The 26,250-nt window shown below is 59.9% G+C and carries 24 protein-coding genes; 9 read left to right on the top strand and 15 right to left on the bottom strand.

Annotated elements, in window-relative coordinates; translation table 11 throughout:
• Positions 1-100: 100 nt before the first annotated feature.
• Positions 101-1,000 carry a LysR family transcriptional regulator gene (locus tag ACIQWP_RS11990; protein WP_113345640.1) on the top strand — a complete coding sequence of 300 codons (900 nt, stop codon included), beginning with the start codon at positions 101-103 and terminating at the stop codon, positions 998-1,000.
• Positions 1,001-1,016: 16 nt separating this feature from the next.
• Here ACIQWP_RS11990 and ACIQWP_RS11985 read toward each other — a convergent pair whose 3' ends face one another.
• The 7 genes from ACIQWP_RS11985 to ACIQWP_RS11955 form a co-directional block, all read right to left on the bottom strand.
• The gene (locus ACIQWP_RS11985; protein ID WP_402787579.1) at positions 1,017-3,017 is read right to left on the bottom strand and encodes an ASKHA domain-containing protein; all 2,001 of its coding nucleotides are present in this window, start codon (positions 3,015-3,017) and stop codon (positions 1,017-1,019) included.
• Between the two features lie 54 nt (positions 3,018-3,071).
• Positions 3,072-3,407, bottom strand: coding sequence for a hypothetical protein (locus ACIQWP_RS11980; RefSeq protein WP_402786859.1), 336 nt, complete (start codon positions 3,405-3,407; stop codon positions 3,072-3,074).
• A 1-nt stretch (position 3,408) separates the two neighbouring features.
• Positions 3,409-4,374 (bottom strand): methyltetrahydrofolate cobalamin methyltransferase, encoded by a 966-nt coding sequence (locus tag ACIQWP_RS11975; protein WP_402786856.1) that lies wholly within the window; start codon positions 4,372-4,374, stop codon positions 3,409-3,411.
• A 103-nt stretch (positions 4,375-4,477) separates the two neighbouring features.
• On the bottom strand, positions 4,478-5,584 hold the full coding sequence (locus ACIQWP_RS11970; RefSeq protein WP_402786853.1) for a methylenetetrahydrofolate reductase: 1,107 nt from the start codon (positions 5,582-5,584) through the stop codon (positions 4,478-4,480).
• A 3-nt stretch (positions 5,585-5,587) separates the two neighbouring features.
• Positions 5,588-6,166: a methylenetetrahydrofolate reductase C-terminal domain-containing protein gene (locus tag ACIQWP_RS11965; RefSeq protein ID WP_402786850.1), complete on the bottom strand. Its 579-nt coding sequence runs from the start codon at positions 6,164-6,166 to the stop codon at positions 5,588-5,590.
• A complete protein-coding gene (locus tag ACIQWP_RS11960; protein WP_184354663.1) occupies positions 6,159-6,461 on the bottom strand; it encodes a virulence factor in 303 nt (100 codons plus the stop codon). The genes ACIQWP_RS11965 and ACIQWP_RS11960 overlap by 8 nt, the downstream gene beginning before the upstream one ends.
• Before the next feature lie 236 nt (positions 6,462-6,697).
• A complete protein-coding gene (locus ACIQWP_RS11955) occupies positions 6,698-7,336 on the bottom strand; it encodes a DUF1638 domain-containing protein (protein WP_402786846.1) in 639 nt (212 codons plus the stop codon).
• A 19-nt stretch (positions 7,337-7,355) separates the two neighbouring features.
• Here ACIQWP_RS11955 and ACIQWP_RS11950 point away from each other — a divergent pair, with 19 nt between their 5' ends.
• Complete coding sequence (locus tag ACIQWP_RS11950) at positions 7,356-7,514, top strand: entericidin (RefSeq protein ID WP_402786844.1); 159 nt, start codon at positions 7,356-7,358, stop codon at positions 7,512-7,514.
• 66 nt (positions 7,515-7,580) lie between these two features.
• Here ACIQWP_RS11950 and ACIQWP_RS11945 read toward each other — a convergent pair whose 3' ends face one another.
• Complete coding sequence (locus tag ACIQWP_RS11945) at positions 7,581-8,282, bottom strand: B12-binding domain-containing protein (RefSeq protein ID WP_163987591.1); 702 nt, start codon at positions 8,280-8,282, stop codon at positions 7,581-7,583.
• Between the two features lie 260 nt (positions 8,283-8,542).
• Between ACIQWP_RS11945 and ACIQWP_RS11940 the strand changes: the two genes are divergently transcribed.
• The 3 genes from ACIQWP_RS11940 to ACIQWP_RS11930 all read left to right on the top strand — a co-directional run bounded on the left by ACIQWP_RS11940 (position 8,543) and on the right by ACIQWP_RS11930 (position 11,731).
• A complete protein-coding gene (locus ACIQWP_RS11940) occupies positions 8,543-10,123 on the top strand; it encodes a trimethylamine methyltransferase family protein (RefSeq protein WP_402786839.1) in 1,581 nt (526 codons plus the stop codon).
• A 101-nt stretch (positions 10,124-10,224) separates the two neighbouring features.
• A complete protein-coding gene (locus tag ACIQWP_RS11935) occupies positions 10,225-10,917 on the top strand; it encodes a ferredoxin (RefSeq protein ID WP_402786836.1) in 693 nt (230 codons plus the stop codon).
• A gap of 85 nt (positions 10,918-11,002) precedes the next feature.
• Positions 11,003-11,731, top strand: coding sequence for a phosphodiester glycosidase family protein (locus ACIQWP_RS11930; RefSeq protein ID WP_402786833.1), 729 nt, complete (start codon positions 11,003-11,005; stop codon positions 11,729-11,731).
• Between the two features lie 70 nt (positions 11,732-11,801).
• Here ACIQWP_RS11930 and ACIQWP_RS11925 read toward each other — a convergent pair whose 3' ends face one another.
• A complete protein-coding gene (locus ACIQWP_RS11925; protein WP_402786830.1) occupies positions 11,802-13,016 on the bottom strand; it encodes a glycosyltransferase family 2 protein in 1,215 nt (404 codons plus the stop codon).
• A 297-nt stretch (positions 13,017-13,313) separates the two neighbouring features.
• Between ACIQWP_RS11925 and ACIQWP_RS11920 the strand changes: the two genes are divergently transcribed.
• Positions 13,314-14,303 (top strand): glycosyltransferase family 2 protein, encoded by a 990-nt coding sequence (locus ACIQWP_RS11920; protein ID WP_402786827.1) that lies wholly within the window; start codon positions 13,314-13,316, stop codon positions 14,301-14,303.
• Between the two features lie 106 nt (positions 14,304-14,409).
• Here the strand turns inward: ACIQWP_RS11920 and ACIQWP_RS11915 are convergent, their stop codons facing one another.
• Complete coding sequence (locus ACIQWP_RS11915; RefSeq protein WP_402786824.1) at positions 14,410-16,296, bottom strand: glycosyltransferase; 1,887 nt, start codon at positions 16,294-16,296, stop codon at positions 14,410-14,412.
• Positions 16,297-16,652: 356 nt separating this feature from the next.
• On the opposite strand from ACIQWP_RS11915, the gene ACIQWP_RS11910 reads away from it, so the two are divergent.
• Together ACIQWP_RS11910 and glf are read left to right on the top strand one after the other, a co-directional pair.
• A complete protein-coding gene (locus tag ACIQWP_RS11910) occupies positions 16,653-17,792 on the top strand; it encodes a hypothetical protein (RefSeq protein WP_402786821.1) in 1,140 nt (379 codons plus the stop codon).
• A 60-nt stretch (positions 17,793-17,852) separates the two neighbouring features.
• Positions 17,853-19,028 (top strand): UDP-galactopyranose mutase, encoded by a 1,176-nt coding sequence (glf, locus tag ACIQWP_RS11905; protein WP_402786818.1) that lies wholly within the window; start codon positions 17,853-17,855, stop codon positions 19,026-19,028.
• 118 nt (positions 19,029-19,146) lie between these two features.
• On the opposite strand, the gene bmt is transcribed toward glf, so the two are convergent.
• The 5 genes from bmt to ACIQWP_RS11880 all read right to left on the bottom strand — a co-directional run bounded on the left by bmt (position 19,147) and on the right by ACIQWP_RS11880 (position 24,491).
• Positions 19,147-20,160, bottom strand: coding sequence for a betaine--homocysteine S-methyltransferase (gene bmt / locus ACIQWP_RS11900; RefSeq protein WP_402786816.1), 1,014 nt, complete (start codon positions 20,158-20,160; stop codon positions 19,147-19,149).
• Positions 20,161-20,322: 162 nt separating this feature from the next.
• Positions 20,323-21,375, bottom strand: coding sequence for a glycine betaine/L-proline ABC transporter ATP-binding protein (locus tag ACIQWP_RS11895; RefSeq protein ID WP_402786813.1), 1,053 nt, complete (start codon positions 21,373-21,375; stop codon positions 20,323-20,325).
• Entirely contained in the window at positions 21,368-22,279 is a 912-nt protein-coding gene (locus ACIQWP_RS11890) for an ABC transporter permease (RefSeq protein ID WP_402786810.1), read from the bottom strand. The genes ACIQWP_RS11895 and ACIQWP_RS11890 overlap by 8 nt, the downstream gene beginning before the upstream one ends.
• A 248-nt stretch (positions 22,280-22,527) precedes the next feature.
• Positions 22,528-23,526, bottom strand: a complete 999-nt coding sequence (locus tag ACIQWP_RS11885) for an ABC transporter substrate-binding protein (RefSeq protein WP_402786807.1) — start codon at positions 23,524-23,526, stop codon at positions 22,528-22,530.
• A gap of 821 nt (positions 23,527-24,347) precedes the next feature.
• Entirely contained in the window at positions 24,348-24,491 is a 144-nt protein-coding gene (locus ACIQWP_RS11880) for a hypothetical protein (RefSeq protein ID WP_015340209.1), read from the bottom strand.
• 235 nt (positions 24,492-24,726) lie between these two features.
• Between ACIQWP_RS11880 and ACIQWP_RS11875 the strand changes: the two genes are divergently transcribed.
• The gene (locus ACIQWP_RS11875) at positions 24,727-26,181 is read left to right on the top strand and encodes a cobyric acid synthase (RefSeq protein ID WP_402786802.1); all 1,455 of its coding nucleotides are present in this window, start codon (positions 24,727-24,729) and stop codon (positions 26,179-26,181) included.
• The last annotated feature ends 69 nt before the right edge of the window (positions 26,182-26,250 follow it).

Below are 26,250 nucleotides of genomic sequence, written 5' to 3'. Positions count from 1 at the left end.
CTGCGTGAACTTCCACTGCATCTAATATGGGGATTCATTGACATTCAGACAAATGAAATGATATGGTGCTTAGGATCAGAAAAATTGAAAGGTAATCGATATGACCGTACCGTTCCGCCGGCCCATACCGTTGCTTGACAATGAAGTTCTGCGCACCTTCGTCGCGATTGCCGAAACGGGGAATTTTTCGACTGCCGCTGACGCGGTTTTTCGTACGCCCTCCGCCGTTTCGATGCAGATCAAGAAGCTGGAAGAGCAGCTCGGCGTCACGCTATTCCTGCGCGATGCGCGCTCGGTGAGCCTGACGCAGCACGGCGAAATGCTGCTCTCCTATGCCCGCAACATCCTTGCGCTTTCCAATGAGGCGGTGTCGCGCTTCATCATGCCCGAGCTTAGCGGCGTGGTGCGGCTTGGCGCCCCTGACGATATCGGCGAGCGTCTGCTTCCGAGCATTCTGAAGAGCTTTTCCGAGAGCTATCCGGGCATCATGGTCGATGTAACCGTCGATATGAGCATCCAATTGAAGAAGCGCATCGAGGAGCAGCGGCTGGATCTGGCGCTGATCAATTGCGCAACGCGGCCTTTCCCGACGGAAGGCGAGGTGATCTATACGGAGCGTCTCGTCTGGGCCGGCGCCAAGTGCGGCACCGCCTATCGTCGCGACCCCCTACCGATTTCCATCTGGGAAGAGGGCTGCATCTGGCGCTCTGAAGCCATGGCGCAGCTGGAGCGGCAGAAGCGGGCCTATCGCGTCTCCTATCTCAGCGCCCATACGATGGCGCAGCGCGCCGCTATCGTCTCCGACCTTGCAGTCGCGCCGTTCCCGCGGTCCTACATCACGGAAGATATGGAAATCCTCGGGCCGAACGAGGGGCTGCCGGAACTGACGTCCTTCGACATTCGTCTGCTGACGGCATCGCAAATGACGGGGCCTATGAAGGCGGTGGCTGACAGCATCCGCCAGGCCTTCGTCGAGATCGGCCGCAAAATGGCCGCGTGAACGCGGCCAATTCCTCTTACTCGCGGCTGCGGCGACGCCTGCGGCCGCCGCCTTCTCCGCCATCGTCGGAGATCTGCTTGCGTTCGGGCAAAGTTACGACCTTGGAGAGTTCCGGGAAGCTGTCGACCTTGTTCGGCAGGGCCATCGCATAGACGAAATGCTCCTGAAACTTTGATTCAAGCGCCGTCTCTATCTTTTCGATTTTCCTGACTGTTTCCTCGATCTCGCGGCGATGGCCGCGATTGAGCAAGGCCATGCGGGCGCCGGTGCCGGCGGCATTGCCGACGGCCTTGACCTTTTCGAGCTCGCAATCGGGTATCAAGCCCAGCACCATCGCATATTTCGGATCGATGAAGGTGCCGAAGGCGCCAGCAAGGCCGATGCGGTCGACATGGTCGATGCCCTGCTTGTCCATCAGCAGCTTGACGCCGGCATAAAGCGCAGCCTTCGCAAGCTGGATGGCGCGGATATCGTTCTGGGTGACCGTGATGCGCGGTTCGCCGTCACGCAGCAGATAGGAGAACGTACGGCCGTTCTGCAGGATGCGCGGCGAGCGTGCCGCCATTGACCCGTCGACGACGCCGTCTTCAGAGATGATGCCGGTGAGGAACATTTGCGCGACGACCTCGATGATGGCCGAGCCGCAGATGCCGGTGACGCCGACAGTTGCGGCGCCTTCGTCAAAGCCAGGCTCGTCCGACCAGGGCTCGATGCCGATCACGCGGTAGCGCGGCTCCAGCGTGATGGGGTCGATGCGCACGCGTTCGATCGCGCCGGGTGCCGCGCGCTGGCCGCTGGAAATCTCCGCGCCTTCGAAGGCAGGGCCGGTCGGGGAAGAGGCTGCGACGACACGATGGCGATTGCCGAGCACGATTTCCGCGTTGGTGCCGATATCGACCAGCAGCATCATTTCATCCTGGCGATGCGGGCCTTCGGCAAGCGTCGCCGCGGCGGCATCGGCGCCGACATGGCCGGCGATGCAGGGCAGCATGTAGATGCGTGTGCCGGCATTCATCGGCAGGCCGATCTCGGCCGATTTCAGATGTACCGCGCCTGATACGGCAAGTGCAAAGGGGGCGCCGCCGAGTTCGGTCGGATCGATGCCAAGGAAAAGGTGGTGCATGATCGGATTGCCAACGAAGACGGCGTTGAGGATGTCCTGGCGCGATACGCCGCCATCGGCGCAAACCTTGTCGATCAACCCGTTCAACGCTTCGCGGACCGCATTGGTCATCGCCTCGCGGCCATCCGGGTTCATCATCACATAGGAGACGCGGCTCATCAGATCCTCGCCGAAGCGGATCTGCGGGTTCGAGGCGCCGGCCGACGCGACGGTTCTGCCCGATAGCAGCGACGAAAGGTGCATGGCGATCGTCGTCGAGCCGATATCGCAAGCGATGCCATAGGCCTCGTTCTTCAGGCCGGGATAGAGCGCGATCAGGCGAGGGCGCTCGCTGTCCTGATCGCGATGAATGGCGGCAGTCACCTTCCATTCGCCCTTGCGCAGGACCGACTGCACCTGCGGAATGAGGTGAAAGTCCACTTCGAGATTGTCGTATTTCCAGTCGGCTGCAATTGCCGCCTTCAGCCGATCGAGATCGCCAAGCGGCTTGTGCATGTCTGGCTCTTCGACCTCGACGTAGCACATGTGTACGGCCGGATCGCGTGCGATGACGCGCTCGTCGGCCGCCTTTCGCACCACCTGCGCATTGATGACGGTATCCTGCGGCACGTCGATGACGAGATCGCCCTGAATCAGGGCGGAGCAGGAGAGGCGGCGGCCCTCGGGCAGGTCGCGCACCTCGGCATAGCGCTTTTCCTTCGGCCCGATCGGCGAAAGATGGTCATTGGCCGAGACGATCTTGTGCTTGGCGAAATTGCCTTCCTGCACAGAAACCTGGCAGCGGCCGCAGGTTGCGCGACCACCGCAGACGCTTTCGACATAGACGCCGAGCTGCCGTGCCGCCTCGAGCACCGGCGTTCCCACCGGGAAGTGGCCACGCTTGCCGGAGGGCATGAAAAGGACGAGGGGTTTCGCGCTGTCGCTGGCTTCGGCCACGGATCAGCCTTTCTATTTGGTAAGGCGGCGCGCGTTCGAGCGAACGCGTTTGCTATAGGGTTTTATCGCGGCGTGGGCGACCGCATCGGCGATGCAGCGCTGTGATTGGCTTGTCGGGCCTGCGGCCGTCAGGGCCGCGAGGCCTTGTTGCACCATCGCCGCGTTGACGGCAACGGCGCTCTCAGCCGCCGCCATCATCTTTTCAGAGACCATCCTGTTCATTTCGGCCGCATTCACGTTGCCGGTCAGCGCGTCCATCCACATCTGCTGCAGCCGTATCGCGATCACGACGGGCGCCTGCAGCCACAGGGTGGCAAGATCGTTGGAGAGGTCGCGGCCGGACGCCATGTTATTCCCTCGCAGCTCCCGCACCAGTGCGCGCGGCACGACCGCCACGACGTCCGCCGCCGGCGGCAGGAGCCGCAGTCGCGGCTGCGACAGCGCCACCTTCGGCCGGCTTATAGTCGCGATAGGTCATGATCCAGTTGGTACAATTGGCATCGGTGCCGTTCAGCACGTTGGCGGCGCGCACGGCTTCCATTTCCTGCGGGCGACAGGGGTTCATGATGGCCGACGTCATACCGGCGCCGATGACCATCGGAATGAAGCCGGCATTGATGCCGTGGCGATGCGGCAGGCCGAAGGAGATATTCGAAAGGCCGCAGGTGGTGTTGACCTTCAGCTCGTTGCGCAGGCGATGCAGCAGCGCGAAAACCTGGCGGCCGGCATCGCCGAGCGCGCCGATCGGCATGACGAGCGGGTCGACGACGATGTCGTGCGGCTTGATGCCATGATCCATGGCGCGCTCGACGATCTTCTTGGCGACGGCAAAACGGACGTCCGGGTCCATGGAAATGCCCGTCTCGTCATTGGAAATGGCGACGACGGGAACGTCGTATTTCTTGATGAGCGGCAGGATGGCCTCGAGCTTTTCCTCTTCGCCCGTTACCGAATTGACCAGCGGCCGGCCCTTGGCGACTTTGAGCGCCGCCTCGATTGCCGCCGTGACTGAGCTGTCGATCGAGAGCGGCACGTCGACGAGGCCCTGCACGATCTCCAGCGTCTGAACCAGAAGACCCGGCTCGGTCTCGTTCGGGTTGACCGAGGTGACGCCGGCATTGACGTCGAGCATGGTCGCGCCTGCAGCCACCTGTTCCAGGGCGTCCTTGATGACGGTGTCGAAATTGCCTTCGATCATCTCGGCGGCGAGCTTCTTGCGCCCCGTCGGGTTGATGCGTTCGCCGATCACGCAGAAGGGCTGGTCGAAGCCGATGACGATCTCGCGAGTGGCGGAGGCAACGATGGTACGCGTCATATCTGGTCCTCTGGTCCGTTGGCGCGATAGCTGGTCTATCGTGCGGTGATTTGGGTTACAAGCCGGCCGGTTCCTCTCCTGGCCTGCCTCGATCCTATCGAATTCAATGCGCCTGCTGTGGCGTGTGGTGGGCCGCGAGTTCCGCCATTGCCTGTTGGTTCTCTTCCTTGCCTTCACTGATCTGATGCAGTCGCTCGGCGACCAGAGCATCGGTCGGATTCGCCTCGCGCTTCCACGGCTGACGGCCCTTCAATACGCCGGAATCATGCACCATTTCGGCGACGTATTCTTCCTGGCGATAGGCCATGACGTGAATGCCGGAAACGCCCTCGATCTCCTTCACCTCGTTGATGATGTCGATGCAGAGCTGCTTGCCTTCCTTCTTCTGATCCTGCGCACCTTCGATGCGCTTGATGACGGCATCGGGAATATGGACGCCCGGCACGTTGGAGCGCATCCAGCGGGCGGTCTTTGCCGAGGCGAGCGGGCCGACGCCGACGAGAATAAAGCATTTCTCGTTAAGGCCGAGGTCGCGCACCTTCTTCATGTATTCCCGGAACATCGGCACGTCGTAGCAATACTGGCTCTGGACGAATTGTGCGCCTGCCTCGATCTTCTTCGCCAGCCTATACGGGCGGAAGTCGTAAGGCGGCGCGAAGGGATTGATCGCGGCGCCAAGGAAGACCTTCGGCGGCGACGTCAGCTTGCGGCCGGAGAGAAATTTCGCGTTGTCGCGCATGACGCGCACGGTTTCGAGCAGCGACATGCAATCGAGATCGAAGACCGGCTTGGCGCCCGGCTGATCGCCCGCCTGCACGCCGTCGCCGGTCAGGCACATGATGTTGCACACGCCCATGGCGGCAGCCCCCAGCACGTCGCCCTGAATGGCGATGCGGTTCTTGTCGCGGCAGGCGATCTGCATGATGGGCGCATAGCCCATGCGCGTCAGCAGGGCGCAGATGCCGACGGAGGACATATGGCAATTGGCGCCGGAGGCATCGACGGCGTTGATCCCATCCACCCAGCCCTCGAAGATGGCGGCGCGATCGTAGACGTCTTCGGCATTGGCGCTGTCGGGCGGATTCAGCTCGGCGGTAACGGCGAACTCGCCGCGGCGAAGCACGCGCTCCAGTCGTCCGAGCGAATAGTGGCCGGGCAAGGGATCGAGCGGCAGATGCACGCCAAGCGGGTTTTCATCGATCTGCGCCATTGCTCAGGCTTCCTTTTTCGCCGCTTCGCGGGCAGCGGCGGCTTCCGCCGTGACGCGCAGCCAGGACGATGTCTCGCGCAGCGACTGGTTCACCGGTTTCTGCACCTTCAGGATCGCGTCGCCGTGGGTCATGTTCCGCGAGCCGTTCCAGGCCTGCACCCAGACGCAAGGCATGTCGGGCTCGACCTCGCAATTGCCATTGGCGCGAACGCCGCCGCAGGGACCGTTGCGCAACTGCTTGGGACAGTTCATCGGACAGGACATGCCCGTTGACGACAGCGCGCACTGGCCGCACATGCGGCAATCGAACAGAAAACCCTTCACGTTGCGTTCGATGAAGGTGATCGGGCGCTCCACACGTTCATAGCCGAATGCCTTCCACAGCGGATGAAGCAGGAGGAAAGCATCGGCGAAACGACGGTAGAACCATTCCAAGAAGCGCGAATGACGGACTGCCCAGAGGCGGACGGTATATTTGCGCCGCGCACGGCGATTGGGAGAGACACCGGCCGGCGTGTAGGCGCCGCTGGCGGCCTTTGCGCCCGCAGCGGCATTGCCCGGCTTCTGGACGGCATCAGCCATTGTCGCGGCCTCCGGCCTTCACCAGCGCCACCAGCCGTTCGCGATCATAGGCGGTCTCAAGTTCGCTCGCCGCCTTGTCCGCTTCGGCTTCAAGATCGTCGGAGACCGGCACGGGATCGGCCTTGCGCCATTCGGCGAGATAGTCGTCGGTTTCGGCGGCACCAGTGCGCATGGCGCACATGTCTATGGCTTCGGTAAAGCGCAGCGAAAGCTCGCGTTTTGCCGTCTGCCTGCCCTTCTTGATAATCACCTGGGCCGGAATATCCCGCCAGTAGACGACAATGCGATCCGCCATACACCAATCTCCTCTTCACGCCAGAATGCACGCCGGCCGACCTCAAGACTGCGCTCGCCACGACGCGGCACATGCCGAAAAGCGACGCGATATCAAAACCTCGTCCGCGAGTGTCCCCAACGCGCATTGTCCTTTGAAACGGCCGGGTTCGAACTGTGATTGAATGTCGATCGCTCGTCCAGCATGTCGGTCTCGGCAAAGAAATACGAGATCAAAATGCGACAAGGTTGTCGCAATCAGACAGCCAGCAATTCTCGGGCAAGATCGCCGTATCCCGTATAGCGATACTCGTAGTTCAGGCCGAGATAGGCGGCGGCTTCCCTTGCCTTTGCCTGCAGTGCGGGATCTTCCTCCTGCGAGAGGTAGACGACCTTGCGGTAGTTGCCGAAATACATGTCGCGCAGCTCCGGATGGCGATCGAGGCCAAGTGGGACGATGACGAAGGCTTCGAATTGGCGGGCCAGGAAATCGGTGAGGAAAAACGAGGTGATGTCATCGTCGCGCGTGGCGAAGGCCTCGTTGCCGGTGAAGAAGGAATAACAGTGCGGGCCGGAAAGGCGCTCTATTCCTTCGCGCTCGCAGAGCCTGTCGATATCGCCGCCCGTGCCGCAATCGGCATAGCCGATGAAGATCTTCTCGAAGCCGCGCGTGCGGGCATCGGCGATTGCCTCTTCCAGAGCCGGGGCGATCTTCTGCGGATAGGAATGGTAGATCGCGGGAAGACAGTGAAGGTCGACGTGATCAAGCCGGTTTATTCTAGTGACCGCCAGTATTTCGCGCGCGATTGCGCCGCACGCGATCACATGAACTTTTTGTGTTGCTGTGCGTTTGTTCTGCGGAGGGTTCTTCTCCGCTTTTTTTTGATCGATATCCACTCAGAGAGGGTTCCCAATCATGACTGCACCGACACTCACGAAAATTGCCACAGCCTGCGTCGTTCTCATGGTCCTCGCCTCCTGCGCCAATACAATTCGTGGCATGGGCAGGGATACCGCAAATGCGGTCAACGCGACCGAAGACGCCGGTCATACCGTCAAGAAAGCGGTGCAATAACCAATTTGGGATGCCGATGCGCCGGCGGCAACCCGTTGGTTACCGCCGGCGCTCAGTTTCTTGCAATCAGGCGCCGGCAGCCAGGCTGTTATGCTTGCGCTTCATGAATTCCTTGGCGGTCTCGACCGCGACGGCGGCATCGCGACAATAGGCATCCGCACCAACGGCCTTGCCGAATTCCTCGTTCAGCGGCGCGCCGCCGACCAGCACGACATAATCATCGCGCAGGCCCTTTTCCTTCAGCGTGTCGATGACGACCTTCATGTAAGGCATCGTCGTGGTCAGCAGGGCCGACATGCCGAGAATATCGGGCTGTTCGCGTTCGATGGCGTCGAGATAGTTTTCGACCGGGTTGTTGATGCCAAGGTCGATAACGTCGAAGCCCGCACCTTCCATCATCATGCCGACGAGGTTCTTGCCGATGTCGTGAATGTCGCCCTTGACGGTGCCGATCACCATCTTGCCGAGTTTCGGGGCGCCGGTCTGCGCCAGAAGCGGCCGCAGGATGAACATGCCGGCCTTCATCGCATTGGCGGAAAGCAAAACTTCCGGAACGAAGAGGATGCCGTCGCGGAAATCGATGCCGACGATGCGCATGCCCTCGACGAGCGCCTGCGTCAGGACGTCGTAAGGCGTCCAGCCGCGATCGAGAAGGATCTGCGTCGCTTCCTCGATTTCTTCCTTCAACCCGTCATACAGGTCGTCATGCATCTGCTGCACGAGTTCTTCATCAGAAAGTTCCGCGAGAATGATTTCGTCGTCAGACATGCGCTCCATCCCGTTTTCGTGCAATGCATCAGAGACTTGTATAAAACACTGCCGTCATTACCGATAGACCGGAAGGCCGCCAAAACTCTTTTTGAATGCGACGTCGCGCGGATCAATCGCGACGGACGAAGAACAGTTGATATTGCCCGTCGATGTCTGTCCTATGCTAATTGCTGGCGCATTGAGGAACGTCCGCTTGGTGGAATCGGATAGCATAGGGTCATGATAGACGCATCCATGCGCAGGAGTGAGGAAACATCATGGACGATATGATTGAGCAACCGGCTGCAGGCAGCGAAGGTGGCGGACGGCGTTCGCGCAGCGAGGGCAGGGGTGCCGCGGCACGGCGCGCCTCGCGCAGCGGCGGCGGGCCCGGCCCATCGCTTCCCTATATCGTCCGGAAGATCGGCGTTTACGAAGTGCTTGACGAAGAGGGCCTGCAGCTCATCGAGCGCAATGCCGACAAGGTTCTCGAGGAAATCGGCATCGAGTTTCGCGACGATGCGGAAGCTCTTGAACTCTGGAAGGAAGCCGGCGCCGACGTTCGCGGGCAGCGTGTGCATTTCCCGAAGGGGCTTTGCCGCGAACTTCTGAAGACGGCGCCGAAAGAATTCACCTGGCATGCGCGCAACAGCGCCCGCAACGCCCAGGTCGGCGGCAAGGCGACGATCTTCGCGCCGGTCTACGGCCCGCCCTTCGTGCGCGATCTGGAAGGCAACCGCCGCTATGCGACGATCGAGGATTTCCGCAATTTCGTGAAGCTCGCCTATATGGCGCCGTCGATGCACTCGTCCGGCGGCACGGTCTGCGAGCCTGTGGACATCCCGGTCAACAAGCGCCATCTCGATATGGTCTACAGCCATATCAAATATTCCGACAAGCCGTTCATGGGTTCGGTCACCGCGCCGGAGCGTGCCGAAGACACGGTCGCCATGGCGAAGATCGTCTTCGGCGACGATTTCGTCGAGAATAATTGTGTGACGCTGAACCTCATCAACGCCAATTCGCCGATGGTCTTCGACGAGACCATGCTCGGCGCGCTGAAGGTCTATGCGCGGCACAATCAGGCTTCGGTCGTGTCTCCCTTCATCCTCTCGGGCGCGATGAGCCCGGTGACGGTCGCCGGCACGCTGACGCAGATTCTCGCCGAAGTGCTGGCAGGCGCCTCGTTCACGCAGCTGATCCGCAAGGGGTCGCCCGTACTCTATGGCACGTTCGCGGCCTCGATCTCGATGCAGTCGGGCGCGCCGACCTTCGGTACGCCAGAGCCGTCGCTGGTATCCTACGGTTCGGCGCAGCTCGCCCGCCGTCTCGGATTGCCGTTCCGTACCGGCGGCTCGCTCTGCGCTTCCAAGGTGCCGGATGCACAGGCTGCGCATGAATCGGCCAACACCCTGAACATGACGCTGCTCGCGGGCACGAATTTCGTGCTGCACGCGGCGGGATGGCTGGAAGGCGGTCTCGTTTCTTCCTACGAGAAGTTCATGATCGACCAGGACCAGCTCGGCATGATGCAGAAGATGGCGGAAGGCGTCGATCTTTCGGAAAACGGCCAGGCGCTCGATGCCATCCGCGAAGTCGGCCCGGGCAGCCATTATCTCGGCTGCGCCCATACCCAGGCAAACTTCCAGTCCGCCTTCTATCGCTCGGCGCTCGCCGACAACAATTCCTTCGAGCAGTGGGAAATCGAAGGGCAGAAGCGTGTCGAGGACCGCGCCAACGCGCTGTGCCGTTCCTGGCTTGATCACTATGAGGCACCGCCGCTCGATCCGGCCATCGATGAAGCGCTGCTCGCCTATATCCAGAAGCGCAAGGATTCGATGCCGGACGCCTTTACTTGAAGAGAGCCCGAGGCCGCCAGGGAGCAAGGCGGTGCGACGCGTGTTGCCGACCTGATCCAGAAGGAGGTCTGGCGGCCGCACTATCCATATAAGGGGCCACGGTGAGCCGCGGCCCTGCCATCTTGGAACAGCTCCGTGCGGCGCTCGGCGTCCACGGAGTTTTCGTTCGCGGCCACCTGTCCTTGCGCGACGGCGAGGGGCCGCTCCTGACGGATGGCACGGCTGCCCGCAGCCTCGTCCTGCTCGGCAATGTCGGCGGTTCGATCTGGCCGGCTTTTTCGAGATGGCTGAATATGCCCGATAACAGGATGCGCAAAGATCCTCTCGATGATTGGTCAAAAGCGATCATCCGGCCGGTCGCCGGCGAGTTGGGGGCCACGGCCTATTTTCCTTCTGATCCTCCATGGCAACCCTTCCAGCGATGGGCCATGCAGGCCGAGGGTTTGAAGGCATCGCCGCTCGGCATCTTGATCCATCCGCAATATGGCCTGTGGCATGGCTATCGCGGCGCATTGGGATTTGCCGAGGGTCTGGAAGGTGCCGGGGTGACGGAATTCTCTCCGCATCCCTGTGATCTATGCGCGGCGAAGCCCTGTCTCACGGCCTGTCCGGTCACGGCCGTAGCTGCGGCTGGTTTCGATGTTCCGGGCTGTCGGTCGCATTTGCGCACGCGCGAAGGGCAGGCCGGCTGCATGGCCGGCGGCTGTCTTGCGCGCAATGCCTGCCCTGTCGGCGCAGACTATCGCTATCCCGCCGGGCAGCTTGCATTCCACATGGCAGCACTCCAGCTATAGTCCTCGCGCATTCCTTGTTTCGCCGCATTGCGATGCGTTCTGGGGCCTGTGCTATTCACGCGGAGCTATGCGCTTGATTCGATTGATGGTCATACTCGCCGTGCTTGCCTGCGCCGCCACAGTATCGGCCGGCGAATCTTGTCGCAAGGTCCAGCATCTCGGTGACGGTTACACGGTCTGCACCTTCCATCCCGCTGGCGACGATATTCAGATTTTCCAGAACGATCGCAGCGGCAGGCCCTATGGCTCGTTCAGGGCGCTGGAAAACGATCTGCGGCAGGATCGCATCTATGTGCGGTTTGCCATGAACGGCGGCATGTATCTCGACGATCAGTCTCCGGTCGGCCTCTTCGTCGTGAACGGACGCGAAATGAAAGCGATCAACACCAACAAGGGATGGGGCAATTTCCACCTGCTGCCGAACGGGGTCTTCTATCTCTCGCCGGGTAAAGCGGGGGTGATGGAAAGCAGGGCCTTCGCCGCTTCCGGCATCAAGCCCTTCTACGCAACGCAATCCGGCCCGATGCTTGTGATCAATGGCAAGCTCCATCCGTCGTTTCTGGCCGACAGCACCAGTCTTAAGATCCGAAACGGCGTCGGTGTCGCCATTGACGGCAAGGTCGTTTTTGCCATTTCCGATGGCCCGGTGCGCTTCCACGATTTTGCGACGCTGTTCCGCGACGACCTGAAATGTCCGAATGCACTGTTTCTGGACGGCAGCATTTCCAGCCTCGACATTCCGGAATGGCAAAGGCGCGACAGCCTGTTTCCGCTCGGGCCGATCATCGCGGTGACGGAAATGCTGCCAGGTTGACCGATGCCTGAAATGCGAAGGGCTCCGCGGCGCTTTGCGCTGCGGAGCCCTCGGCCATTGTCGTCAAATCTCAGACGAACTGGTCGATATAGGTAAGAATGCTGAACAGGCCGTCCTTCGGACCCGGATTGGCCGGAAAATCCTCGGTGAAGCGAAGATAGGCTCTCGGCTTGCCGCCATAGCTGCCGGTCTGCGGCGCCTCCCTCGAGAGATGCTGCCGGATCGACTGCGGGAGCAGGTTGATCGTGGCGTCGTCGATGATCGGCTCGATGATGACGGGCTCGTCATTAAAGGCGATCGCTTCGGTTGCGGCGGTGGAGATACCCGCCAGCTTGCGGATCTGATCGTAGGATTCCGGCGGCAGCGGCGTCGGCAGATAGGCCGCCATGCGGTGATACATGATATAGGCTTCCACCCAGTTCTGGGCATTGACATGCAGGCGCATGGCGACCGCCTGACGCTGCAGCATGAACTCGGTGATGCGCGGCATCAGCGAGCCGCGATAATCCGGCGGATAGCGGTTGTCGCGCAGCGCCTGCGAGGCGAGATATTCGAGGCCGCCCCTGTAGGTATCCCACTGGAACATGCATTCCTTGTTGCCCTGCTGCAGGCGCGGATCGTCGGAAACGGCGGTGACGCGCGCGAAGGGTTCCGGCATGAACAGCACATCGGCCTTGTCCAACGCGCGGGTCGTGTAAAGGAAGGCCCAGAAGATGAACGGCGTCGGGCTGGAAATCGACTTCAGCAGCACGTCGCGCCGGATGATCATGAATTCCGGGAAGATGTGGCGGTCGAGAATGAATTCCAGCATCGCGCGGAAATCGCCCTTGGAGTGACGCGTCGGATAGGAGAGGTGGTAGAAGGGCTCCATGTCGCCACCGCCCGGCCGGCCATCGACCAGAAGCCACGGCGCCTGGATCATGCCGATGTTCTTGTCGTCCACCATGATGCGGAGATATTCGACGACCTTTTCGGGGATCAGCAGGTCGTCGTCGCCGAGGAAGACGGCGTAATGGCCGCGGGCGCGCTGCATAGCAAAGGCGTAGTTGCTGATGAAACCGGAATTGCGCGCCCGGCGGTAGGCGCTGATTTCCGGGTGATGCGAGATCGACTGAATATAGGCCGCCGTTTCATCTGTGGAACAATCGTCGACGATGACGATTTCGAAGGGGAGACCCAGCCGGCGGAACTCTTCCAAATGGAAATTGATGTTCCGCTCGAGCATGAACTGACGGTTATAGGTCGGAACGCAGATCGAAAGGACGGGGACTTGGGCAGAAGACATCGATTTCTCCACGAGGCATCAGCGCGATTCTATGCACGGACTTTGATCCATGGATAAGCCGGATTGCTTTCGCGGGGCTGGAGAGTCGTCAATCACCCGTTTGCGGGAAGCGCCCGTGCTCCAGTTCAGTGCAAGTTCCGTTCTCTATGCTCTTGTAAACGCAGTCCTGCGATCCCGGCAGGAAGTGTTTGCCGGTTTTGGGGCTGCCTCTTCCCGAAAAACGGCTGGACAGCCAGAGGTACGTGGAACATCCGATACCTCCAGGGTTCGGCATCCATGTCAGCATCAGGAGACCCTGTGAGCAAAGTCAGCGTCATCATTCCCGCCTACAACGCGCAGGAGTCCATCGGCGAAACGATTACCGCGGTTCTGGAGAATCGCGACGTTCTGGAAGTGATCGTCGTCGATGACATGTCTCCTGATGCCAGCGCGATGATCGTCGAACAAATTGCGCAGCGCGACAAGCGGGTAAGGCTGCTGCGCAATTCGCAAAATGGCGGAGCAGGATACAGCCGGAATGCCGGTATGGCCGCCGCCCGTGGCGACTATTATTACTTTCTCGATGCCGACGACATGGTGGCGCATCGTTCGATCGATGAGGTCGTCTATCACATGGAAGCCAGCGGCTGCGATGTGATGGTGTTTCGCTACCGCTATGTCACCGACAGGAACGGTCGTCTCGATCCGATGCTGCCGATCGACAATGATGCCTGGCAGGAGCTGGTCGGCGATGCCGACATGAGCTTTTTCACGCTCGACCAGTGCGGACGATTGCTTTTCACCGTGAATTTCCCCTGGAACAAGATCGTTAGCGCCAGGCTGTGCAAAGAGACGGGGCTCCGCTTCTCCGAGACGCGTGTCCACAACGATATCTATGCTCACTGGCATATCTATCTGCATGCCCGGAAGATCGGCATGATGAACCGCTACCTGATCGGCCATCGCGTCTACCAGGACCGGGCGCAGCTGACCAATGTCTTTACCGAAAAGCGGTTCGAGGTCTTCAAGGCCTTTGCCGAGGTAGACGCGCTGTTTGCGCGTCTGCCACGGATGAAGGAAGCCTATTATCAATGGTTCCTTCGCAGCAAATTCGATTTGCTCGACTGGATCTACCCGCAATTGCCGGTCGATCTCAGGGAGCGCTTCTTTGCGCTGGTTCGGCAATGCTATGAGGAATATGGTCAGGTTGACTATGAAAATGTGCGCAGGCAGTCGTTCGAGACGGCCGACATCGCGCTCCGGCTGAAGCAGGCGCCGCATCTGGTGCTGGGCATGACGAAAAGATAGCCGGCTAATTCTGGCCGTGCGCCGTGACATGCCAATGACGTAATCGTCAAAAACAAAGAGGCGCAGCGGCATAGCCGCTGCGCCTCTTTTCCGTTCCGGGCTTATTCTATCGAATGGTGCTGAGTTCGTTCAGATCCGACGAATCTTCAAATTCGTCGCGGCTGTAGATCGCAAAATCCGCCTCCGTCGATTCCTTGAACTTGTACGGGTTTTCGACGAGCTTCAGCAGGCTCCATTGCGGGAACCGGTTGGCGATGTCTGTCGTGAATTTGCGATGGCGGACATGCGATGCGCCGCGAATATCCGGACCGTCGAAATTCGAGGCGTAGATGACGACATAGCGCTGGGGCAGGGAGAACAGCTGGTCGAGGTAATTGACGTAGATATTGTCGTCGATCAGATGGTAGAGCACGTCGAGCGACAGGGCGCAGTCATAGGCGTCCTCGTGCATTTCCCAATCCAGCGACTGATCGCCGAGCCAGACGAAATTGTAGTTCGCCTTATCCCGGTACATCATCATCGTGCGTTCGATGACCGTCTTGGAGACATCGAAGCCGGTATAGCGATCGAACGAGAAGTATTTCAGCTGGTTGCCGTCGCCGGAGCCCATTTCCGCAAAGGATTTCAGCCCCTTCTTTCGCGCAAAGCTGTTCAGGAACTGCCCCTTGTATTTGGCGAGCACATCGTACGAGCCGGCGCCCGAATTGCCGCCATCGCGGTAGCGGCCCTCCCAATAGCCGGAGGAATCAAAGGAAGGCGCTGCTTCCGACCGGCGCATCGGCTGTTCCAGCGGCGTGACGGGAGCAAGCCGTTCCACGGGCGGAGTCGGGATGGCGTATGGCTGTGTGAGGTAGGGTTGCTGCATCGGCTGCATCGCCACCTCGGTCACCGGCATGGCTTCGCGAACCTGCTGCACCGATATGGCCTGCGGGATCGGCGCGGGCTGCTGGACCTGCTGCGCAGGTGCCGGCCGTTGTGCCAGCCAAAGCGGAACGGGCCGCTTGAGATTCGAGCCTGCCTGCTGTTCCAGCGAAGCCACGAACAACGGCTTTGCGACCTCTGCTACCCGATCGCCCATGACGATATCGAGTTCGCGCAGCTGCTTGGCGAGCGGGAACTTCTCGTGCACATACTGCGTCCATTGATGGGTCTGACCGGCGATGATCTTTTCGACGGCTTCATCCACCGAGGAGAAGCGGATTTCATCGGGCCAGAACTCTTCCGCGCCTGGATAATCGTGGATCACGGGCAGGGCGCCGACGGCCATGGCTTCGGCGATATTGTAGCCGAAGCTCTCATGCACCGAGGTCGACAGGATGACGCCCTTGTCGGCCAGGAATGCGGGCATATTCCGCTGCCAGCCATGGAAGAAGACATTGCGGGTAAGGCCGAGTTTTTCCGTCGTGCGCTTCAGGTAGGGCATCATGACGAACTCTTCCTGCTCGCCGGCCACATGCAGCGTGTAGGAAGGGTCGCGCTTCACCAGCGAATGCATGACCTGCAGGAACAATGGCTGGTTCTTGCGCATGAAGGGCTTGGCGGCCCAGGCAATCTTCTTCTTGTCGAGCGACGGGATCGGCTTGAACTTGTCGAGGTTGAGACCGTTCCATACGACGTGGGTGCGCGTTTTCTGCGTGGCGTGCGGCGCCCGGAGCTTGAGGACGCGCAGCATGTCGTGGGATACCAGGATCAGGTCGTCGATGGCGCCGAAGTCGATGCGTTCGGGGAAAGTCGATTCGACGATCTCGAAGCGATGCCAGCGTGCAATGACGCGTTTGCCGAGCCGGCGGATGTTCTGGTTGATCGCATGCACGAAGAGCTCATTGCAGAACTCGAACCAGACGATATCGGCCCATTCCACAGCCGCCTCGATCTCCTTGTAAGTCTTCGGCTGGATCGCCATGACTTCGTAGGTCTTCGACAGATGTTGGAATATATCGCCGATGAAGCTATCGACTTCGATGATTATGGCCAGCTTTTTCTTCTGATGCATCTTCCGCTACCGTAAAAGAGACGAGTGGTTCTTAAGTCCCGACCTGACGGACGACACGACCGACCTTCGTGTCCGCCGAGCACCGACGTTCTTGGCAATATTCTCAGCGCGATTGTCCCCGCACAGAAATTCCAGCACCGAGATTATGCCGATCAACTTTCGCGAGGCTGGATTGCGCGAAGAGCCTCCCGGGCAGCCTACCTTCCGATTTCCCGCACAAGCTTCGCAAAAGGAACGATGGCCAAAGTGCGGATCAAACGAGCTCGATTGCGAGCGAATCTCCGGGAGCCATGTCATCTGGCTGCTTTCCTCGGATCGGGCCGTTACCTGGGGTTCGGAATTAGGGGACAGTCCATATGTCATTGGCAGCGAACAGCCTGCACACGCCCGCCTACGAAGCGCATCCGGCGAGCCAGATAGAATGGTCCGATGCGCCGCCGCTGACCCAGGATATGTTGAGCGGCACATTCTGGAGCCTTGGCGACGTCAATCGCGGCATGTTCGCACGCTTCATGGTTCTGGCTCCAGGCGGCATGATCGGCAACTATTTCGACCCTGCCGTCGATTTCTGGCATGTCATGGGTGGTCGGCTTTGCCTGATCGACAGGGATGGACTGCCTTCGGTCATTTTTGATTCTGCCCATATCGATGGCGGTAATCTGATGGCGCTTGCCGGGCGGGGCGTGATCGGCGGTGTCGATGCGACCTACCTGCTGGTGCCGGCGGATCACCCTCCGCATCCGCTGTTTTCGACGCCAGCGGGCGTCGAGCGCAAGGCGAAGTTCCTCGCACAGCCCCAGGAGGGGCTAAGGCGTCCCAATCTCGTCGTCGTGCCGGCCGGTTCGAAGTCGCTCCATCCGCGCTGGTTCGAGAAGATCGACGATGCCTCGCGCAACTGGGATCTCTGTATCGGCTACTATGGCGCCGAGACGCCGGAGGTTTCCAACAGCCCTTACGAATATCTGGCGCACATCCCGAAGACCAAGAAGTTCAAGATCATCTACGATCTCTTCTATCAGGGCAGCCCGCTCTGGAACTACGAGCGGATCTGGCTGCCGGACGACGATTTGCTGTGCGACGGCGAAGACGTCAACAGGATGTTCCACCTGTCGCACAAGCATGGTCTGGACCTGGCGCAGCCATCGCTCAAGAAAGGTCCCGGCTCCTACCCCAACCATCCCCTGACGGTTCAGCGGTCCAACAGCGTCGTGCGTTTCGAGGGCTTCGTCGAAATCATGTGCCCGGTATTCTCTCGGCGTGCGCTGCAGATCTGCATCGAATCCATGAGGGATGTCGAATCGGGGTATGGCCTCGACCATCTCTGGCCGTCTTTCCTCGGCAGGCCGGTGGCGCGGATGGCGATCATCGATGCTATTTCCGTTGCCCACACCCGGCCGTTGGGTGCGACCTACAATGTCAATGCGGCGGTTGAAGAGCAGGCGGCGCTCTTCAGGTCGTATCAATACACGCCCCTGAAATATGCCGGCGTCTGGTGAGTACACCCGACCTTCCTTTGCTCCACAGCCAAGATTTGCCGGTACCGAAAGTTTGAAAGCATGATCGATTTTTCGAAGGTAGACCTATTGATCGTCGGCGCCGGGTTCTATGGCGCGACGATTGCGGAGCGGGTGGCGAACGAACTGCAGAAGAATGTGCTTCTGATCGACCGGCGCAGCCATATCGGCGGCAATGCCTATAGTGAATTCGACGGCGAAACGGGGATTGAGGTTCATCGCTACGGCGCGCATCTCTTCCACACGCCGAACGAGGTGGTCTGGGCCTATCTCAACAGATTTACTGCGTTTACCGACTACAAGCATCGCGTCTATTCGACCTACCGCGATCAGGTCTATTCGATGCCGATCAATCTCGGCACGATCTCGCAATTCTTCAACCGGCGCCTTTCTCCGGCCGATGCAAAGGCGCTGATCGCCGAGCAGGCGGCCGAGATGGCGGATCGTCATCCGGCCAATCTGGAGGAGAAGGCGATTTCCCTGATCGGCCGGCCCTTGTACGAGGCGTTCATCCGCGGCTACACGGCCAAGCAATGGCAGACGGACCCTCGCGATCTGCCCGAACATATCATCACGCGCCTGCCGGTCCGTTACACCTTCGACAATCGCTACTTCAACGACAAGTACGAGGGCCTTCCTGTCGACGGCTATACGGCGATCTTCGAAAGAATGCTGAAGCATCCGAAAATCCAGATCGCCCTCGGCGTCGATTTCTTCTCGTTGAAATCCTCGCTGCCGGCCGGTCTGCCGATCGTCTATACCGGCCCTATCGATCGCTACTTCGATTACTCCGAGGGCGAGCTTGGATGGCGGACGATCGACTTCGAGAAGGAGACGCTGAATACCGGCGATTTCCAGGGGATGGCGGTCATGAATTATGCCGACGAAACAGTCCCTTACACTCGCATTCTCGAATTTCGCCACTTCAACCCGGAACGCAGCTATCAAAATGAGAAGACCGTCGTGGTGCGGGAATATTCACGCTCTGCCAAGCGCGCGGACGAGCCCTACTATCCGATCGATACGCGGCAGGACAAGGACGTCTTTCTGCGCTATCGCGAGCGGGCGGATGCGGAAACCAATGTCCATTTCGGCGGGCGGCTTGGAACCTACCGCTATCTCGACATGCATCAGGCAATCGGCGCAGCCTTAAAGGCATTCGATAGCCGCGTCGTTCCGCATTTCACCGAGGGACGCAACATCGGCGGTGAAAAGTAGACAGCGGCAATCGCTCGCTGACGCCAGCGTCCTCTCAAGATGAGGCTGAGCAAAACTTTTAGCGAAAAGCGTTGAATTTACGGGGGAAAGCCCGGTTGCCGGACTTTCCCCCGGTTCGTTACGACCGTCTGCGGCGCTCGCGTACGGGTGCGGCACCACCTTCGTTGGCGGTCTTGTTGCGCAGCGGACCGATCCGCTCGATGATCATTTCCAGCGTCGGGCGAGGGCCGGGGACGTAGCTGTCCAGCGCCTGCCGCATGGCGGCCAGATGGTCGCAGGACGTGCCGCAGCAGCCGCCGATGATCTTGGCGCCAGCATCGCGTGCAAGGCGCGCATAGTCGGCCATCAGGGGTGGCGTGCCGGAGTAGTGGATCTCGGCGCCGCGATATTCGGGAATGCCGCAATTGCCCTTTACGACAACGATCGCGGCCGGGTCGGCCTCGGTCATGTCGAGGAGGCTCGACAGGATGTCGGAAGCGCCGACGCCGCAATTGGCGCCGACGGCGAGGGGACCTGCGCCGATATCGGTCGCGACGGCGTGAATATCCTTCGGGTGCAGACCCATCATGGTCTTGCCGGCGGTGTCGAACGAGCCGGTATAGGTGTAGGGCAGGCCGACCTTGGCGGCAGCTTCGGCTGCGGCGCGGATTTCTTCCGGCGAAGACATGGTTTCGATCCATGCGACATCGGCGCCACCGGCCTGAAGACCTTCCATCTGCTCGACGAAGGCTGCGACGGCATCTTCATAGGTCAAGGCGCCGAGCGGCATCAGCAACTCACCCGTCGGGCCTACCGAACCCCCGACGATGACCTTGCGGTCGGCCTTGTCGGCGACGGCGCGGGCGATCTCGGCTGCCACCTTGTTGAGGCTGTGTACGCGATCCTGCGCATGATGAAGCTTCAGGCGATGACGGGTGCCGCCGAAGGTGTTGGTGAGGATGATGTCGGCGCCGGCATCGACGAAATCCTGGTGCAGCTTCGTGATCCTGTCCGGATGCTGTTCGTTCCAGAGCTCGGGCGCTTCACCGGCTTCCAGGCCCATGGCGAAAAGGTTGGTGCCCGTCGCGCCATCGGCAAGCAGTACGCCCCTTTCGGCAAGGAGATCGGTCAGGGGATTGATGGCGACGGTCATGGCGTGTCCTCGGATACGTCGGGTGTTCGGATATCAAATGCAGATATAAACATTTCTTTATGTGAATACAACGACAAGATGGCTGCTCATAAATAAGCGCGCCGATAAGCGAAGAAAAAAGCGCCCGATGAGGGCGCTTTCCCGTTTCGGATGAGGATGCCTTCAGGCCGCGGCCATCTGCGCTGTCTCGTGTGTTGTCGGCGTCACCATAGCGGCGATGATGCTTTGCAGGTCGATGATGCCGATAGGCTTGCCGCCGGCGTCGGTGACGACAGCTCCCGTCTGGCCAGCCTCGGTGATCTGCTTGGCTGCAACCTCCAGCGTCACGTCGCCGGGTATGCGCGTGCCGCTCGGCTCGCCGGTAAGCGGCTTCATGATCGTCTGGGCATGGATGACGCGGCCGCGGTTCACTTCCTTGACGAAGGCGGTGATGTAATCGTCGGCCGGCTGCAGCACGATCTCCTGGCCCGTACCCTGCTGCACGACCTTGCCGTCGCGCAGGATCGCGATCTTGTCGCCGAGGCGCAATGCCTCATCGAGATCGTGAGTAATGAAGACGACGGTCTTCTTCAGTTCCTTCTGCAGATCGAGCAGGACGGTTTGCATGTCCACGCGGATCAAGGGATCGAGCGCCGAATAGGCCTCGTCCATCAGCAGGATATCGGCATCGTTCGTCAACGCGCGGGCAAGACCGACACGCTGCTGCATGCCGCCTGAAAGCTGGTTGGGGTAATGCCTTTCGAAGCCCTTGAGCCCGACGCGCTCGATCCAGTACTGGCCCTTCTTGCCGCTTTCGGAGCGCGGCACGCCTTGGATATCCAGGCCGTAGATCGTGTTCTCGATGACGGTGCGGTGCGGGAGCAGGGCAAATTTCTGGAACACCATCGCCGTCTTGTGACGACGGAATTCGCGCAGGGCATTTTCGTTCATCTTGCAGACGTCGGTGCCGTCGTAGAGTACTTCGCCGGCGGTCGGCTCGATGAGCCTGTTGATATGGCGGATCAGCGTCGACTTGCCGGAGCCCGAGAGGCCCATGACGACGGTGATGGCGCCGGCTGGCATATCTATATTGATGTCTTGCAGGCCGAGCACGTGACCGTGTGTCTCGTTGAGTTCGGTCTTGCTGGTGCCATTCTTGACCATATCGACAAAGTCACGCCCACGCGGACCGAAGATTTTGTAGAGGCTTTTGATCTGGATCGCGTGACTAGCCATGAATGACCTCCGAGTGCTTCTGGAGCCGTCTGCCATAGGCTTGGCTCGTACGGTCGAAAATGATGGCGATGGCGACCAGCGCAAAACCGTTGAGGAAGCCGACGGTGAAGAACTGGTTGTTGATCGCCTGCAGCGTGTTCTTGCCGAGCCCGCCGACGCCGACCATGGAGGCAACGACGACCATGGCGAGCGACATCATGATGGTCTGGTTTATGCCGGCCATGATGGTTGGCAGCGCGAGCGGAATCTGCACGTTGAACAGCTTCTGGCGATGCGACGACCCGAAGGCGTCGGCGGCTTCCAGCACCTCCTTGTCCACCAGACGGATGCCGAGATTGGTCAGGCGGATCATCGGCGGCACGGCATAGATGACGACCGCGATGAGGCCCGGCACCTTGCCGATACCGAAGATGACGACGACTGGAATGAGATAGACGAAGCTCGGCATCGTCTGCATGACGTCGAGGATCGGATTGACGATCGATTGCAGCCGGTCTGAGCGGGCCATCAATATGCCGATCGGCAGCCCGATGATGATGGCAATGAGCGTACAGACCGTGACCATGGCGAGCGTTGTCATTGTGTCGGTCCAGAGGCCGAAGACGCCGATGAGGATCATAGAGATCGCCGTGCCGACGACAATCTTGAGATTGCGGCTCGCGGCATAGACGACGAGCATCATCACGATCAGCACGATGAACCAGGGCGTATTGGTGAACGCCCATTCAAGATAGTTCAGAAACCATTGCAGCGGCTGCACGATGGCATCGATGAGGTTGCCGTAGGCGCGCACGGACGCCCTGAAACCGTCATCGATATTCTTGCGTGCGAGACGTATGATCGATTCATCTATTGCCGGAAAGTTGCAGAGCACATTCGGCAGGATCGTACACTGGATAGCCATGTATTTCCCCTTCTTATTCCGGTTCTGTCCCGTTCCGCCCGTGTGGCCTTCACATGCGGATGGTTTTGCAGCGCTGCGACCGGTTCTTCAGGCTGCCCTTGAATTCTTACTACATTCCCTGCCGTCAATCTGCACTCGTTGCGACCTCGCGCCATGTCGCTCTGTCGGTATGAGCGTCATCCTGGTTGCGGCGGGTTAATGCGGAATCGGCGGCAGGCAAAAGCCCGCCGCCGATTTCTCAGCATCGATTAGAGCGAAGCCTTGACCTTGGTGGCAACGTCCGGAGCAACCCACTTGGTCCACATATCGGGGTAGGTCTTGAGGAAGTACTTGGCGCCATCCTCGTTCGTGCCCTGATTGTCCGTCATCCAGGCCAGAACCTTGCCGACGGTGGCGTTATCCCATTTGCGGGTCTTGACGTAATCCATTGCAACGCCGGCCTTCGATGCGAAGCCCTTGGTCACAACGGTATAGACGTCCGAAACCGGATAGGAATTGACCTTCGGACTGGCGCAATCCTGCTGCGAGGTGCAGGCGTCCCATTCCTTCTTGTCGTGCGGTACGTTGAAGCTCAGGCGCACCATGTCGTACTTGCCGAGGATGGCGGTCGGAGCCCAATAGTAGCCGAGCCAGCCGGTTTTCTTTTCGAAGGCGTTGGCGATCGAGCCGTCGAGACCTGCAGCCGAACCGGTGTCGACCAGCGTGAAGCCGAGCTTCTCGGCGCCAAGGGCCTTGTAGAGGTTGGTCGTGGAGATCTGGCAGTTCCAGCCTGCCGGGCAGTCATAGACGGCGCCCTTCGACGGATCTTCCGGAGCAGGGAAGAGTTCGGGATGCTTCAGCGCGTCCTGAACGGTCTTGATGTCGGGATGGGCGTCGGCAAGGAACTTCGGAATCCACCAGCCTTCCACGCCGCCGTCGCTGAGCAGCGGTGCTGCCTCGATCAGGCGGCCTTCGGACACGGCCTTGTCGAGCGCGGTGCGCACGGCATTGACCCAGAGTTCCGGAGCGACATCCGGTTCGCCCTTTTCGTCCATGGACGTAAAGGTCGGCTGGGTGTCGCCGGTCACCAGGGTGACGTTGCAGCCGTAGCCATTTTGAAGGATAAACTTATCGACCTGGGCGGCAACGCCTGCCGATGCCCAGTTCATTTCAGCGATAGATACGCTGCCGCAATCAGCGGCGTGCGCCGAACCAGCCAAAGCATAGGCGCCAAATGCGAAGATGGCTGAAGCGAGAAGCTTCTTCATTTGATATCGTCTCCCAATTTTTCGTTACGTTGCGGAAATCGACTCCAAACGCTTGCGATTTCTGTCGATCCCCTGTCAGCGCGGTCTAATTGCAACCGTTCATACGCCGCTGACGACGCCCGTACGGTCCCCTTTGCTGCTGTCGTGCATTTGGTCTTTTTGCGACCGCGGAACCCTGTCGCGGCCGAGCATTCTTTGCATCGACGTAGGGCAGCGTAAGGATTTGAATGAATAAATCAACAGCCCGTCGGCCAATTGAAGTTATCGTGCCTCTTGGAGAAGCTTAATTAAGCGCCTGAATTAGCCCGTTTTCTGCTATTCATAGCTGTAAAATGGGCATTGCGAGGCTTCTGCAAAGCTTTGATGTCGAGCCGGACTTAAATACCGCTCAAATATCGCGTCCCTGAAAGACGTTTTGTATCCCATTTGCGTCCTTTGCGATTTCTCAACGCAAAGGGGAAAATTTTCAAAAAATTTTCGGATTCACTCTAATTTAAGCACTTAATAACCCTCCGGTAACGATGTCGGTTTATCAATCGATGCGTGGCGGGGGACATACCGCTGCTTCCCTGGATCAGGTTTTGCGTACCGGGGAAAGCGAACCTTGTGGTGTATGTGCAGGGAAGCCGGCGTTTTTGGCAAACCGCGTCGATCTCCGGATCGCGCGGTTTTCGCGCTTTAGAGGGTACCGTTTTGAGACGGCTTGTCGCCTGCGGGAAGCGGCAGCACTCATTTCTCAGCTGGATAGCGATGAAAAATAAAGCCGCCGATGCTGTCGCATGGCGGCTTCTCATCTGTCTGGATGTCAACTTGACGAGATATCAGCCGACATTATAGGTGCGGATGAAGCCGACCGTGCCGAAGCGCGTATCAAGCTGCTGCAGGCGGCTTTCCGGGCGGTGAGCCGGAAGCTTGCCGTTCCAGGCGATCTGAATGGAATTCTGTCTGTTGAAGATGAAGAGCATTGGGGTATCCTCCGACCCGGGCCGGCCGGTTTCGTTGTGTGTTTTCGCGGTGGAGATAATCTTCTTCCGCGTCACTAACAATGGATGAAATCGTCATCCGATGTCGCAAATGGAGCATGTTTGAATGTGATGCATTTTTGTATCGCGGTCGCTGTTTCCGGCAGTTGAAGATCACGGCGGAATCGTGGCGGAATCGAGCGTTTTCAGTGGCTGTGGCATATCGAGGTGGTGAGGAATGACAAGAGCGATCATGCTGCAGGGAACCGGCTCCGATGTCGGAAAAACGGTATTGGTCGCGGGGCTGTGCCGGCTCTTCGCAAACAGGGGCGTGAGGGTACGCCCGTTCAAGCCGCAGAACATGTCCAACAATGCAGCCGTTGCCGAGGACGGTGGCGAAATCGGCCGTGCCCAATGGCTGCAGTCGCTGGCAGCACGCGTTCCGTCATCCGTGCACATGAATCCGGTGCTGTTGAAGCCGCAATCGGAAACGGGCAGCCAGATCATCGTGCAGGGCAAGGTCTGGGGCCATGCGAAGGGCAGGGACTATCAGGCGCTGAAGCCGCAATTGCTTGGCTCGGTGCTTGAAAGCTTCGCGACGATGCGCGCAGGAACAGATCTCGTCATCGTCGAAGGGGCAGGTTCACCGGCTGAGATCAATCTGCGGCGAGGCGACATCGCCAACATGGGCTTTGCGACACGCGCCAACGTTCCCGTAGTGTTGGTCGGCGACATAGACCGCGGCGGCGTGATCGCGTCGCTGGTCGGCACCTACCATATTCTGCCGGAAGAAGACCGGCGCATGATCCGCGGCTACATCATCAATAAGTTTCGCGGCGATGTCTCGCTGTTCGGCGAGGGCATAGAGGCGATTGGCGGCTTCACCGGCTGGCAATGCCATGGCGTCGTGCCGTGGCTGAAAGCGGCGGCTCGCCTGCCCGCCGAGGATTCCGTCGTGTTGGAGCGGCTTGCCCGCGGCTCGTCCGGCGCGTTGAAGGTTGCCGTGCCCGTACTATCGCGCATCGCCAATTTCGACGATCTCGATCCGCTGCGGGCCGAGCCCGACGTCGATCTCGTCTTCGTCCGTCCCGGCCAGCGGCTGCCTGATGATGCGGGGCTTGTGGTTCTGCCGGGATCGAAGTCAACCATCGGTGACCTCCTCGATCTGCGCGAGCAGGGATGGGATCGCGATATTGCCGCGCATGTGCGTCGCGGCGGCCGTGTCATCGGTATTTGCGGCGGCTATCAGATGCTGGGTCATACGGTCTATGACCCGCTCGGTATCGAAGGATCGGTGACCGAGACGCCGGGATTGGGTCTTCTGGATATCGAGACGGAGATGGCGCCTGAAAAGACGGTGCGCAACAGCCTTGCGGTCTCGAAAGAATATGACGTGCCGCTATCGGGTTATGAAATCCATCTCGGCGTGACGCGAGGCGCCGACTGCGAACGACCCTCGACTGTCATCGACGGCCGGCCCGATGGGGCCGTATCGCCTGATGGACGCGTCATGGGCACGTATCTGCACGGCCTCTTCGGCAGCGATGCCTATCGGGCAAGGCTGTTGGCAAGCTTTGGCCTTGCCGGGGAGCGGATGGATTATCGTGCCGGCGTCGATGCGGCGCTGGATGAAATCGCCGGGGAACTGGAAAGTGCGCTCGATCCAGCCTGGCTCGACAGTCTTGTGAGCTAGAGCATTTCCGCTTTTCTTCGAATCGCGAAAACGCTCTATCCTCTTGTTTCTTTACGCATTCCGGACGGA

Origin of the sequence: Rhizobium sp. NPDC090279, assembly GCF_044769665.1 — a bacterium.
Classification (GTDB): domain Bacteria; phylum Pseudomonadota; class Alphaproteobacteria; order Rhizobiales; family Rhizobiaceae; genus Rhizobium.
Note: the sequence above shows the minus strand (reverse complement) of the source record. Positions and strands in the feature narration are given on the sequence as shown.